Genomic DNA, 12,208 nt, shown 5'->3' with positions numbered 1-12,208 from the left:
CACGGAGAGGTCACGCACGGACAGCACGGGGACCCGGCGGGGCGCGGGGCCGGTTTCCGTGCCGGCCGGCCCGGGTCCGGTTCCGGTTCCGGTGCTCACAGCATCAGCTCCGATCGGTGACGGGGGTGCAGCCGCTCCCGCCACGCCCCCGCCAGGCCGGCGATGGCCAGGGTCGGGACGATGAGGAACAGGCCGGGGAAGAGGGTCGGCCACCACTGGCCGGCCAGCAGGGAGCCGCGGGCCGTCTGGATGAGCGTGCCGAGGCTCGCCGTGTGCGTGGGCAGACCGAGGCCGAGGAAGGACAGGGCCGACTCGTGCCACATGGCGTGCGGCACCATCAGCACGGCGGCGAGGGCGGCCTGCGGCAGCACGGCCGGCAGCAGGTGCCGTACGGCCACCCGCCACCGGGACGCCCCGCCGGAGACGGCCGCGTCGATGTACGGCCGCGAGCGCAGCGACAGCACCTCGGCGCGCACGATCCGGGCCGTGGACAGCCAGTGCGTGAGCGCGACCGAGATCACCACCGGCCACACCCCGGGCCGGAACATCGCGACGATGAAGATGCCGAGCAGCAGGTGCGGCACGGACGAGAACGTGTCGACCACCCGCATCAGCGCCCGGTCGGCCCAGCCGCCCAGCGCCCCGGCCGCCGCGCCCACGGCGGTGCCGACGACGGTCGCCGTCAGCGCCGCCGCGACGCCGACCAGCAGGGAGACGCGCAGTCCGTAGACGCAGCGCAGCAGCAGGTCGCGGCCGACGTCGTCGGTGCCGAAGGGGTGCCGCAGCGAGGGTGGTTCGAGCTTGGCGGCGAGGTCGACGGCCTGCTGGTCGAGCTGGGCCAGCGGCGGCACGAGCAGCACGGCCAGGACGGTCACGGCCACCAGCGCGGCGGAGGTGCGCACGCGCAGGGCGCGGGTGGAGCGGCGCCTGGGTCCGTGCGACCGCCAGGCGCTCTCGGCCGGGGAGCCGGCGGGTGCCGGTGCGTCACATGTCACTGAGCTTCACCCTCGGGTCGAACAGTCCGTAGAGCAGGTCGGCGAGCAGGTTGCCGGCGAGCACGGCGGCGGTGGCCAGGGCCGTCAGCCCGGCCAGCAGCGGGAAGTCGACGGCGGTGGCGGCCTCCACGGTGGCGGCGGCGATGCCCGGCCAGCTGAAGACGCTCTCCACCAGCAGGGCCCCGGTGATGAGTTCGGGCACGCGGGAGCCGATGAGCGTGAGCACCGGCAGCAGCCCGGAGCGCAGGGCGTGCCCGAGCAGCACGGTGCGTTCGCTCAGGCCGCGGGCGCGGGCGCCGCGCACGGGGTCCTCCGCGAGCGCGTCGCCGACGCCCTGGCGTACGTACAGCGTGAACCAGGGCAGCTGGGAGACCGCGAGGACCCCGGCGGGCAGCGCGAGGTGGCTCGCGACCTGGCCGAAGGTGACCTGCTCGCTGCCGGTGTCGGTCAGGCCGCCGGCCGGCAGGAGGTCCCACTGGAGGGCGAACAGCCAGATCGCGAGCAGCGCGATCCAGAAGACCGGGGCCGCCTCCAGGGTGTAGGCGAGGGAGGTGACGGCCCGGTCGACGGCCGAGCCGGGGCGCCGGGCGGCGAGCACGCCGAGGACCGTGCCCACCAGCACGGCGGCGGCGAAGGCGACCGCGCACAGCAGCGCGGACCACACCAGCCGTTCGCCGATCACCTGGGCGACCGGCTGGCGCAGCACGCTGGAGTGGCCGAGGTCGCCGGTGAGCGCGGAGGTCAGCCAGTCCCACCAGCGGACGGCGAACGGCCGGTCCACGCCGAGGTTGTCGCGCAGCCGGTCCAGGGTCTCCTGGTCGGCGCCGAGCGCGGCGGTGCCGGCGTAGGCCTTGACGGGGTCGAAGGGGGAGGCGGCGGCGATGGCGAACACGCCGAAGGTGACGACGAGCAGGACGGGGACGGCGAACAGCGCCCGCCGCCCCGCCAGCCGTGCCATGGCTCCCCAGGGCAGGCGGCTCACTTCTTCGGCTGCCAGTCCTCGACGTTCCACCAGGGGCCGCTGGCGAAGCCGTGCTCGTGCGGCTCCAGCTGGGTGCTCAGGCCGTCCCAGCGGTCGGCCAGGACGTACATGTGGTCGATGTGGGTGAGGAACGTGTAGCCGGGGTCCTGCACCAGGGCGCGCTGCACCGTGTCGTAGGCGGAGCGGCGCTCGCCGGGGTCCTGGCTGCGGCGGGCACTGTCGAGGGCGCGGTCCACGGCCGGGTTGTCGTAGCGGGCCATGTTGTTGAAGCCGTCGCCGGCGAGGGAGGAGTGCAGCAGGGTGTAGAGGCCGAAGTCGGGGTCGCCGGTGCTGCCGAAGCCGGCGAGGACGGCGGTGTCCTTCATGCGCGGCTCGATGACCTCCCAGGTGGCGCTCTCCACCCGCACGTCGATGCCGGCCTTCTTGGCGTCGGAGGCGTAGGCGAGGGCGTGGTCCTGGCGGACCTTGTCGCCGGAGGGGTAGAAGAGGCGGAACGACGCCCGCTGTCCGTCCTTGGCGCGGATGCCGTCCGCGCCGGTCTTCCAGCCGGCCTCGTCCAGGATCTTCCTGGCCTTCGCGAGGTCCTGGGCGCGTTCGACGGCCTTGCTGAACGCCGGGTCGTCGACGGGCAGCGGCCCGTAGGCCGGGCGGCCCGCCCCGTCCAGGATCCGGTCGACCATGGCCTTCCGGTCGACGGCGGCGTCCAGGGCCCGCCGGATCGCGCGGTCGCCGGTGACCTCGTTCGCGGTGGGCAGGGTGACGGCCCGGAAGTCGTAGGACCGGGCCTGGTAGGTGCGCTTGCCGTCGTCGTTCTTGAACGTGGCGGCGAGGTTGGGCGGCAGGACGGCGCCGTCGAGGTCGCCGGAGCGCAGGCGGGTGGCGCGGACGTTGTCGTCGGCGACGATGGCCATGGTGAGGGTCTTCACCTTGGGCGCGCCGCCCCAGTAGCGGGGGTTGGCCTTGAAGGTGAGCTTCTCGCCCTTGCTCCACTTCGTCAGCACGTACGGTCCGGTGCCGACCGGCTTGGTGTTGAAGGAGCCGGTGTTGGGATCCTGCTTGCCCGCGAGGTGCTCGGGGACGATGGGCAGGACCGTGCGGGCGGCGAAGGGGGCGTAGGGGTACTTGAGGGTGAAGACGACCTGGTCGTCCCCCTTGGCCCGGACCTCCTTGACGGCGTCCAGCTCGCTCTTGAAGGTGTTGTTCGTCTTCGCGTCGAGCACGGTCCGGTAGGTGTAGACGACGTCGTCGGCGGTCAGCGGCTCACCGTCGCTGAACGTCACGCCGTCGCGCAGGGTGAAGGTGTACGTGCGGCCGCCGTCGGTGACCTCCGGGAGCGACGCCGCCAGGGCGGGCTTCAGCTTCAGGCCGGCGTCGCGGGCGAGGAGCCCGTCGAAGATCTTGGAGTTGCCGTCCTTGCCGTAGCCGAGCAGCGGGCTCAGCGTGTCCGGCTCGGAGGCCACTCCGATGACGACGGATCCGGCGGACGTGCCGTCGCCCGAGCCGCCGCTGCCCGGAGCGGAGCAGGCGGTGACCGCCGCGGCCAGCGCCGCCGTGACGGCGGCCCCTCGTATCCGACGGGTCGACATGTGACCTCACACCCTTGTTGCGCTAGTCAGGTTGTTGCCAAGACCTCGCAATTAAACAGCCAAGGGGGGTGGTCGCGCACCACCGCGGTGCGGAAGGGCCAGGTCACCGACGCGCGCGGACCGGCGGCGCGCCCTCGAAAACGGGCCCGCCGCCGGTCCGTTCAGGCCGTGGGTCAGCCCCGGACCAGGGAGACGTCCTGCCCCGAGGTCGCGCGGAACGTGGGCAGCGGGAGGCCACTGAAGGTGCGCAGCTCCATCAGGGTGGCCTCGACGCGCGCGGCGCCGGGCACGAGTGCGCCGGACGCGGGGCGGCCCGTGTTCACCCAGCGGTGCACGGCTCCGTCGCACACGGCCCGGGTGCCGCCGACGCCGTAGCGGGTGGTGGGGATGCCCTGGCTGACGGAGGAGCTGACGAAGACGGGGCCGCTGGAGCCGGCGCAGCGGTAGGTGCCGGACAGGGTGACGGTGCCGTCGGCGGCGATCCGGCCCACCGCGTCGACGGTCACGGACTCGTACGGGGCGACGGCGGACGCGGCGGCCGGGGCCGCTCCGGCGCCGGCCAGCGCCAGCAGCGCGGCACCGGCCGCCGCGCCGAGAAGGGGACGTACACGCATGGGGAAACCTCCCGGAAGGAGTGGAATGACCGACTCCCACTCGTACCGGCCCTCCGGGCCGCCGCCCGTGACCCTCACCCCTGCGGTGGCGAGTCCGCACCCGGCGTCGCGGGACCGTCCGGGGACGGTCCGGGGCGTGTCACGCTTCCGGCCGCGTCGTTCCGATCAGTCCGGGGCGGGAGGATGGTCGGTCCGTACGAGTCGTTCGAGCCGTTCGGACGGCCCTACCGACGTGGAGGTGCGCCATGTGTGCCCACCAGCCCCTGTGCCCCGCGACCGGCTCCCCCGCCGCGCACGTCGTCGCCGCCCGTCCCGAGCAGGGCTGGAGCCTGCTGTGCGACGGGGCGATCGTCTTCGACGACGGCGGTGAACTGCTGCCGGACGGATGGTGGAGCCCCGCCCGGTGGGCGCGGAGCAGGCGGCCGCCGCGGCCTGACCGGTGAGCGGCGTCACGGCAGGACGGCGAAGCCGTCCAGTTCGACCAGCGCCTCCTCGTCCCACAGCCGGACCACCTGGACGACCGCCATCGCCGGGTAGTCGCGGCCCGCGAGCTGCCGCCACAGGCGGCCCAGTTCCCGGGCGTGGGCGCGGTAGGCGGCGACGTCGGTGGCGTAGACGGTGACGCGGGCCAGGTCGGCCGGGGTGCCACCGGCCGACGAGAGGGCGGCCAGCAGGTTGGCGAGGGCCTTCTCGAACTGCTCGGGCAGGGTCGCCCCGGTCACCTTCCCGTCGGCGTCGAGGGCGGTCTGCCCCGCCAGGAACACCACGCGCGAGCCCGAGGCCACGACGGCGTGGGAGAAGCCGGCCGGCGGGGACAGGCCGGGCGGGTTGACGCGTTCGATGCTCACCGGGCCTCCCGCCGGGCGTACAGCTCCTTGGCGATGATGCCGCGCTGGACCTCGCTGGCCCCCTCGTAGACGCGCGGGGCGCGCACCTCGCGGTAGAGGTGCTCGAGCAGGTGGCCGCGGCGCAGCGCCCGGGCGCCGTGCAGCTGGACGGCCGTGTCGACGACGTACTGGGCGGTCTCGGTCGCGAACAGCTTCGCCATGGCGGAGCGCCCGGGCACGTCCGGGGCACCGGCGTCGTACGCCGTCGCCGCCGCGTAGACCATCAGCCGGGCCGCCTCCGTGCGCAGGGCCATCTCGGCGACCTGGTGGGCGACGGCCTGCAGGTCGCGCAGCTTGCCGCCGAAGGCGTCGCGGCGGGCGGTGTGGGCGAGGGTCGCGTCGAGCGCCGCCTGCGCCATGCCGACGGCGAAGGCGCCGACGCTGGGCCGGAACAGGTTGAGCGTGCCCATGGCCACCCGGAAGCCGCGGTCGACCTCGCCGAGCACGTCGTCGGCCGTGACCGGCACACCGTCGAAGTCGAGTGCGCCGACGGGGTGCGGCGCGAGCATGTCGAGCCCGCGGCCGGTCAGTCCCGGGCGGTCGGCGGGCAGGAGGAACGCCGTGACGCCACGGGCGCCGGCACCGGGAGTGGTCCGCGCGAAGACGGTGTAGAAATCCGCCTCGGGGGCGTTGGAGATCCAGCACTTCTCGCCGGAGAGCCGCCAGCGGGCGGGGCCGTCGGGATGGGCGGCCAGCTCCAGCGCCGCCGCGTCCGAGCCCGCCCCCGGCTCGCTGAGGGCGAAGGCCGCGATCGTGGTGCCGTCGGCCACCCCGGGGAGCCAGCGAGCCCGTTGGCTCCCGGTGCCGTGCGCGTGGACCGGGTGGGCGCCCAGGCCCTGGAGGGCCAGGGCCGTTTCGGCCTCCGTGCAGGCCCGGGCCAGGGACTCGCGCATCAGGCACAGGTCGAGCGCGCCCGAGCCGAACAGGCGCCGGAGCAGGCCCAGCCGGCCCAGTTCGGCGACCAGGGCCCGGTTGACCCGGCCCGGCTCGCCCTTGTCGGCCAGCGGGCGCAACCGTTCCGCCGCGAGGGCGCGCAGCTCGGCGCACCAGGCGAGTTGTGCCGGTTCGAGCGAGAATGCGGTCATCGCCGGTCCCTTCTGCGCCACCCTGCGTCCGGCCGGGCCACTCCGAGGCTATCGCGGACCGTTGACTGCCGTCACCAACACGATACGCTCCAGGGGCGAGCCCACCACGCCGAGGGGGCGAACCGTATGCACGCACGGCGCACGGCCCACGTCGACACCTTCGCGCGCGACCACCTGCCACCCCCGGACCAATGGCCCGAGCTCCGCTTCGACCTGCCGGAGCTGCGCTACCCGGAACGGCTCAACTGCGCCGCCGCACTGCTGACCGGCCAGCCCGGCGACCGGCCCGCCTTCCTCACCCCCGCCGGTGAGCGGTGGACGTACGCCGATCTGCGCGCCCGGGTCGACCGCGTGGCCCACCTGCTCACCGGTGAACTCGGTGTCGTCCCCGGCAACCGGGTGCTGCTGCGCGGCCCCACCACCCCGTGGCTCGCCGCCTGCTGGCTGGCGGTGCTGAAGGCGGGGGCCGTCGCGGTCACCGTGCTCGCCCAGCAGCGCCCGCACGAGCTGAGCACCATGTGCGAGATCGCCCGGGTGCGGCACGCGCTGTGCGACATCCGCTCCGTCGACGACCTCGCCAAGGCCGAGGTCCCCGGCCTGCGGATCACGGCCTACGGCGGCGACGCGCCGGACGACCTCCTCAACCGCCCGGCCCCCGAGGCCCCCTTCGAGGCCGTCGCGACCGCGGCCGACGACGTGGCGCTGATCGCCTTCACCTCCGGCACCACCGGCCGCCCCAAGGGCTGCGTGCACTTCCACCGGGACGTGCTGGCGATCGCCGACACCTTCTCCCGGCACGTGCTGCGGCCCCGCGCCGACGACGTGTTCACGGGCAGTCCCCCGCTCGGCTTCACCTTCGGACTGGGCGGGCTGGTCGTCTTCCCGCTGCGGGCCGGGGCCAGCGCCCTGCTGCTGGAGCAGGCGGGCCCCGGCCGGCTGCTGCCGGCCGTCGCCCGGCACCGGGTCTCCGTGCTGTTCACCGCCCCCACCGCGTACCGCGCGATGCTCGGCGAGCTCGACGGCCACGACATCTCGTCCCTGCGCCGCTGCGTCTCGGCCGGCGAGAACCTCCCCGCGGCGACCTGGCGGGCCTGGCACGAACGCACCGGCCTGCGCCTGATCAACGGCATCGGCGCCACCGAACTGCTGCACATCTTCATCTCCGCCGCCGACGAACAGATCCGCCCGGGCACGACGGGCGTTCCCGTGCCTGGCTGGCAGGCCCGTGTGCAGGACGCCGACGGCGAGCCGGTGCCCGACGGGCAGCCCGGGTTCCTCGCCGTGCGCGGACCGGTCGGCTGCCGCTACCTCGCCGACCCGCGGCAGCGCGTGTACGTGCGTGACGGCTGGAACATCACCGGCGACACCTACGTCCGCGAACCCGACGGCTGGTTCCGGTACGTCGCCCGCGCCGACGACATGATCATCTCGGCCGGGTACAACATCGCCGGACCCGAGGTCGAGGACGCGCTGCTGCGCCACCCGGACGTGGTGGAGGCGGCGGTCGTCGGACGGCCCGACGAGGAACGCGGCCAGGTCGTGGTCGCCTTCGCCGTGCTGAAGGAGGGCGCCGACCGGGACGCCGAGGCGCTGCGCGCCTTCGTCAAGGGCGAGCTGGCGCCGTACAAGTGCCCGCGTGAGATCGTCTTCCTGGACGCGCTGCCGCGCACGGCCACCGGGAAGCTCCAGCGGTTCCGGCTGCGCACCGAAGGCCTCGCCGCCGAAGGCCCGCGCACCGGGAGCCCCCGGGACTGATCCGTACGACCTAAGATGATCAACGTGTCCGACCAGCATGCACCACGGTCTCTCATCGTCACGCTCTACGGCGCGTACGGGCGCTTCGTCCCGGGCCCCGTGCCCGTCGCCGAACTGATCCGGCTGCTGGCCGCGGTCGGCGTGGACGCCCCGTCCGTACGCTCCTCGGTGTCGCGGCTCAAGAGACGCGGACTGCTCGTGCCCGCCCGCACCGCCCAGGGTGCGGCCGGGTACGAACTGTCCCCGGACGCCCGCCAGTTGCTCGACGACGGCGACCGGCGCATCTACGCGGCGGCGCCGCCGCGGGACGAGGGCTGGGTGCTGGCGGTGTTCTCGGTGCCGGAGTCGGAGCGGCAGAAGCGGCACGTGCTGCGCTCCCGCCTGTCCGGCCTCGGCTTCGGCACGGCCGCCCCGGGCGTGTGGATCGCGCCCGCGCGGCTGTACGAGGAGACCCGGCACACCCTGCAGCGGCTGCGGCTCGACACGTACGTCGACTTCTTCCGCGGCGAGCACCTGGGCTTCGCCCCGACCGCCGACGCCGTGGCCCGCTGGTGGGACCTGGCCGCCATCGCCAAGGAGCACGAGGCGTTCCTCGACCGGCACGAACACGTCCTGCGCGCCTGGGAGAAGCGCGAGGACACCCCGCCGGAGGAGGCCTACCGCGACTACCTCCTCGCCCTGGACTCCTGGCGCCACCTGCCCTACACCGACCCGGGCCTGCCCGCCGCGCTGCTGCCGGGGGACTGGCCGGGTGTCCGCTCGTCGGCGGTGTTCCGGGGGCTGCACGAACGCCTGCGGGACGCGGGGGCCGCGTTCGTGGGGCCGCTCAACTCCCCAGGGTGAGCCGGGGCTTGGGTGCGTCCGTGCGGCCCGTCCGGGGGCGGCGGCTGCCCGCGCGGTAGGGGGCGGGCCAGGCGGCGGCCGGGCCCGTGTAACCCTGTTCGGCCGCCGCGTGCAGGGTCCAGTGCGGGTCGTACAGGTGCGGGCGGGCCAGGGCGCACAGGTCGGCGCGGCCCGCCAGGACCAGGGAGTTGACGTCGTCCCAGGAGGAGATCGCGCCGACCGCGATCACCGGGACGCCGGTGGCGTTGCGGATGCGGTCCGCGAAGGGCGTCTGGTAGGACCGTCCGAAGTCGGGCCGCTCGTCGGCCACGACCTGCCCCGTCGACACGTCGATCGCGTCGGCGCCGTGCGCGGCGAAGGCCCGGGCGATCTCCAGGGCCTCCTCGGCACTCGTCCCGCCCTCGGCCCAGTCGGTCGCGGAGACGCGGACCGTCATGGGCCGCTCCCCCGGCCACGCGTTCCGCACGGCGTCGAAGACCTCCAGCGGGAAGCGGAGCCGCTTGTCCAGGCTGCCGCCGTAGGCGTCGGTGCGGCGGTTGGTCAGCGGGGAGAGGAAGCCGGAGAGCAGGTAGCCGTGGGCGCAGTGCAGTTCCAGCAGGTCGAAGCCGGCCCGGGCGGCACGGCAGGCGGCGGCGGCGAACTGCTCGCGCAGATCGGTGAGCTGGGCGCGGGACAGCTCCCGCGGGATCTGGCTGAACGGCTTGTACGGCAGTGCCGACGCGGCCACCAGCGGCCAGTTCCCCTCCGGAAGGGGCTCGTCCATGCCCTCCCACATCACCTTGGTGGAGCCCTTGCGCCCGCTGTGGCCGAGCTGCACGCCGATCGCCGTGCCGGGGGCCTGCGCGTGCACGAAGTCCGTGATCCGCTTCCAGGCCTCGGTCTGCCGTCCGGTGTAGAGGCCGGCACAGCCCGGGGTGATCCGGCCCTGCTCGCTGACGCACACCATCTCCGTCATCACCAGCCCGGCCCCGCCCAGCGCCCGCGCGCCCAGGTGGACGAGGTGGAAGTCGCCGGGGACGCCGTCGACCGCCGAGTACATGTCCATGGGCGAGACGACGACCCGGTTGCGCAGGGTCAGGCCGCGCAGCCGGAAGGGGGTGAACATGGGGGGCGTGCCCGGCGGGCAGCCGAACTCGCGCTCCACCGCCTGGGTGAAGCGCGCGTCGCGCAGGCGGAGGTTGTCGTGGGTGACGCGACGGCTGCGGGTGAGCAGGTTGAAGGCGAACTGGCGGGGCGGCTGGCCCAGGTAGAGGGCGATGTCCTCGAACCACTCCAGGCTGGCGCGGGCCGCGCGCTGCGTGGACGCCACGACCGGCCGCCGCTCCGCCTCGTAGGCGGCCAGCGCCTCGGGCAGGGAGTCCCGCTCCTCCAGGCAGGCCGCCAGCGCCAGGGCGTCCTCGACGGCCAGCTTGGTGCCGGAGCCGATGGAGAAGTGGGCGGTGTGGGCGGCGTCGCCGAGCAGGACGACGTTGCCGTGCGACCAGCGCTCGTTGACGACCGTGCGGAACCTCGTCCAGGTGGAGTTGTTCGACCGCAGGGGCCGGCCGTGGAGCGCCTCGGCGAAGATCTTGGCGCAGCGTTCGACCGACTCGGCCTCGCCGAGCTCGTCGTAGCCGGCCGCGTGCCAGACCTCTTCGCGCATCTCGACGATCACGGTGGAGGCGCCGGATTGATTCTGCGGCCCGGAGGGCCTCGTCGCGGGGTGGTGGTCGGGCGACGGGCGGGCGTAGGGGTAGCCGTGCAGCTGCATCACGCCGTGTTCGGTCTCGGCGATGTCGAAGCGGAAGGAGTCGAAGGCGAAGTCGGCGGCGAGCCAGATGTAGCGGCAGCGGTGGGCCGTGACCCGGGGGCGGAAGACGTCGGCGTACCTCTCGCGGGTGGTGCTGTGGACGCCGTCCGCGGCGATGACCAGGTCGTGGGTGTGCGGGAGGTCGTCGGGCGCCCCGATGCGGAAGCGGAGCCGGACGCCGAGGTCGCGGCAGCGGCCGTGGAGGATCTCCAGCAGGCGCCGGCGGCCGAGGGCGGCGAATCCATGGCCGCCGGAGGTGTGGCGTACGCCGCGGTGGACGATGTCGATGTCGTCCCAGCGGACGAAGTCCCGCCGCAGGGCCTCGTACACCGTGGGGTCGGCGTGCTCTATGCCGCCGAGGGTCTCGTCGGAGAGGACCACACCGAAGCCGAAGGTGTCGTCGGGGGCGTTGCGCTCCCAGACGGTGATCTCGCGGGTGGGGTCGAGGCGTTTGAGGAGGGCGGCGGCGTAGAGGCCGCCGGGGCCGCCGCCGATGACGGCGACGCGCAGGGGGTGGCCGGTGCCGTGGTGCGGCTGCGGGTGCGTGGTGGCCTGTCGCGCGGTTGCCCGCGCCCCTTCGGGGACGTCCACTATCGTCCGCTCCATTTCGGCGGGCGCTTCTCGGTGAACGCCGCGTGGAACTCGGCGTAGTCCTCGCCTGTCATCAGCAGGGCCTGGGTCGAGGCGTCGAGTTCGATCGAGGCCGCCAGGGGCATGTCCAGCTCGGACGTCAGCAGGGCCTTGGTCTGGGCGTAGGCCAGGGCCGGGCCCTCCGCCAGGCGGCGGGCCAGCCGCTGGGACGTCGCGTCGGCCTCGCCCTCCGGCGCCAGTTCGCTGATCAGGCCGATGCGCTCCGCCTCGGGGGCGCGGACCGGGTCGCCCAGCATCAGCAGGCGGGTCGCGTGCCCCAGGCCGACGACCCGGGGCAGCAGGTAGGCCGCGCCCATGTCGCCGCCGGAGAGCCCGACGCGGGTGAAGAGGAACGCGAAGCGCGTGGTGGGGTCGGCGACGCGGAAGTCGGCGGCCAGGGCCAGCACCGCCCCGGCGCCCGCCGCCACGCCGTGCAGGGAGGCGATCACCGGGAAAGGGCACTCGCGCATCGCGCGGACCACCTGGCCGGTCATCCGGTTGAAGTCGAGCAGCTGGGCGGTGTCCAGGGCGAGCGTGGCGCCGATGATCTCGTCGACGTCGCCGCCGGAGCAGAATCCGCGCCCCTCGCCGGCCAGCACCAGGGCCCGGACGGACCGCTCCCGGGACAGCTCGGCGAGCAGGTCGCGCAGGTCGGCGTAGGCGCCGAAGGTGAGCGCGTTGAGCTTGGCGGGGCGGGCCAGGGTGACGGTCGCGACGCCGTCGGTGAAGCCGACGCGCAGATGCTCCCAGTCCGGGGTGCGGGCGGCGGAGCCGGTGAAGGGACTCATGACGGGCGGCCTCCTCGGGCGGGCACTGCCTCTCTGAGCTCTACCCCCCGAAGCTATCACTCATCCGTGACTGTCGTCATGAGTGCGCGATAGGCCGCCCGGGTAGGAATCCGGTGAGCCCGGTGCACGACCCGGGCCGGTCACATCCGTCACAGATCGTCCACACCGGCGTAACGGTGGGAGCAGCCGTGCGCGGCACCGCGTTCACCTGGGTAAGCCGTCGGCAAGGGGGCGACGGGGCCCCGCGGGTGCCC

General features: G+C 74.3%; 11 protein-coding genes. 3 read left to right on the top strand and 8 right to left on the bottom strand.

The genetic code is table 11. The features are described 5' to 3' along the window. Positions 1–95: 95 nt before the first annotated feature. The 4 genes from AC07DA_RS30225 to AC07DA_RS30210 all read right to left on the bottom strand — a co-directional run bounded on the left by AC07DA_RS30225 (position 96) and on the right by AC07DA_RS30210 (position 4,177). Entirely contained in the window at positions 96–995 is a 900-nt protein-coding gene (locus AC07DA_RS30225; RefSeq protein ID WP_479131416.1) for an ABC transporter permease, read from the bottom strand. After that, positions 985–1,953, bottom strand: a complete 969-nt coding sequence (locus tag AC07DA_RS30220; protein WP_479131415.1) for an ABC transporter permease — start codon at positions 1,951–1,953, stop codon at positions 985–987. The genes AC07DA_RS30225 and AC07DA_RS30220 overlap by 11 nt, the downstream gene beginning before the upstream one ends. A 20-nt stretch (positions 1,954–1,973) precedes the next feature. Continuing rightward, entirely contained in the window at positions 1,974–3,563 is a 1,590-nt protein-coding gene (locus AC07DA_RS30215; protein WP_479131414.1) for an ABC transporter substrate-binding protein, read from the bottom strand. A gap of 173 nt (positions 3,564–3,736) precedes the next feature. Continuing rightward, a complete protein-coding gene (locus AC07DA_RS30210; protein ID WP_479131413.1) occupies positions 3,737–4,177 on the bottom strand; it encodes a DUF6299 family protein in 441 nt (146 codons plus the stop codon). Between the two features lie 245 nt (positions 4,178–4,422). Between AC07DA_RS30210 and AC07DA_RS30205 the strand changes: the two genes are divergently transcribed. Further along, entirely contained in the window at positions 4,423–4,620 is a 198-nt protein-coding gene (locus AC07DA_RS30205; RefSeq protein ID WP_479131412.1) for a DUF5999 family protein, read from the top strand. Between the two features lie 6 nt (positions 4,621–4,626). On the opposite strand, the gene AC07DA_RS30200 is transcribed toward AC07DA_RS30205, so the two are convergent. Beyond that, the gene (locus AC07DA_RS30200) at positions 4,627–5,025 is read right to left on the bottom strand and encodes a RidA family protein (protein WP_479131411.1); all 399 of its coding nucleotides are present in this window, start codon (positions 5,023–5,025) and stop codon (positions 4,627–4,629) included. Then, positions 5,022–6,149 carry an acyl-CoA dehydrogenase family protein gene (locus tag AC07DA_RS30195; protein WP_479131410.1) on the bottom strand — a complete coding sequence of 376 codons (1,128 nt, stop codon included), beginning with the start codon at positions 6,147–6,149 and terminating at the stop codon, positions 5,022–5,024. The genes AC07DA_RS30200 and AC07DA_RS30195 overlap by 4 nt, the downstream gene beginning before the upstream one ends. Positions 6,150–6,275: 126 nt before the next feature. On the opposite strand from AC07DA_RS30195, the gene AC07DA_RS30190 reads away from it, so the two are divergent. Continuing rightward, positions 6,276–7,904, top strand: coding sequence for an AMP-binding protein (locus AC07DA_RS30190; RefSeq protein ID WP_479131409.1), 1,629 nt, complete (start codon positions 6,276–6,278; stop codon positions 7,902–7,904). A 15-nt stretch (positions 7,905–7,919) separates the two neighbouring features. Continuing rightward, positions 7,920–8,747 (top strand): PaaX family transcriptional regulator, encoded by an 828-nt coding sequence (locus tag AC07DA_RS30185; protein ID WP_479131408.1) that lies wholly within the window; start codon positions 7,920–7,922, stop codon positions 8,745–8,747. Here AC07DA_RS30185 and AC07DA_RS30180 read toward each other — a convergent pair. Together AC07DA_RS30180 and AC07DA_RS30175 are read right to left on the bottom strand one after the other, a co-directional pair. Beyond that, positions 8,731–11,142 (bottom strand): bifunctional salicylyl-CoA 5-hydroxylase/oxidoreductase, encoded by a 2,412-nt coding sequence (locus AC07DA_RS30180; RefSeq protein WP_479131407.1) that lies wholly within the window; start codon positions 11,140–11,142, stop codon positions 8,731–8,733. The two genes, AC07DA_RS30185 and AC07DA_RS30180, sit on opposite strands and share 17 nt — an antisense overlap. Then, the gene (locus AC07DA_RS30175) at positions 11,127–11,954 is read right to left on the bottom strand and encodes an enoyl-CoA hydratase family protein (protein WP_479131406.1); all 828 of its coding nucleotides are present in this window, start codon (positions 11,952–11,954) and stop codon (positions 11,127–11,129) included. The genes AC07DA_RS30180 and AC07DA_RS30175 overlap by 16 nt, the downstream gene beginning before the upstream one ends. Positions 11,955–12,208 lie beyond the last annotated feature (254 nt).

The sequence above is a fragment of the Streptomyces sp. NPDC044921 genome, assembly GCF_056432865.1.
This window is presented reverse-complemented; position numbering and strand designations above follow the sequence as displayed.

What these genes read in the sequence shown, in the direction of transcription:
- AC07DA_RS30220 (WP_479131415.1), bottom strand. Translation starts at nt 1,953, where the DNA reads ATGGCACGGCTGGCGGGGCGGCGGGCGCTGTTCGCCGTCCCCGTCCTG.
- AC07DA_RS30215 (WP_479131414.1), bottom strand. Translation starts at nt 3,563, where the DNA reads ATGTCGACCCGTCGGATACGAGGGGCCGCCGTCACGGCGGCGCTGGCC.
- AC07DA_RS30210 (WP_479131413.1), bottom strand. Translation starts at nt 4,177, where the DNA reads ATGCGTGTACGTCCCCTTCTCGGCGCGGCGGCCGGTGCCGCGCTGCTG.
- AC07DA_RS30205 (WP_479131412.1), top strand. Translation starts at nt 4,423, where the DNA reads ATGTGTGCCCACCAGCCCCTGTGCCCCGCGACCGGCTCCCCCGCCGCG.
- AC07DA_RS30195 (WP_479131410.1), bottom strand. Translation starts at nt 6,149, where the DNA reads ATGACCGCATTCTCGCTCGAACCGGCACAACTCGCCTGGTGCGCCGAG.
- AC07DA_RS30190 (WP_479131409.1), top strand. Translation starts at nt 6,276, where the DNA reads ATGCACGCACGGCGCACGGCCCACGTCGACACCTTCGCGCGCGACCAC.
- AC07DA_RS30185 (WP_479131408.1), top strand. Translation starts at nt 7,920, where the DNA reads ATGATCAACGTGTCCGACCAGCATGCACCACGGTCTCTCATCGTCACG.
- AC07DA_RS30180 (WP_479131407.1), bottom strand. Translation starts at nt 11,142, where the DNA reads ATGGAGCGGACGATAGTGGACGTCCCCGAAGGGGCGCGGGCAACCGCG.
- AC07DA_RS30175 (WP_479131406.1), bottom strand. Translation starts at nt 11,954, where the DNA reads ATGAGTCCCTTCACCGGCTCCGCCGCCCGCACCCCGGACTGGGAGCAT.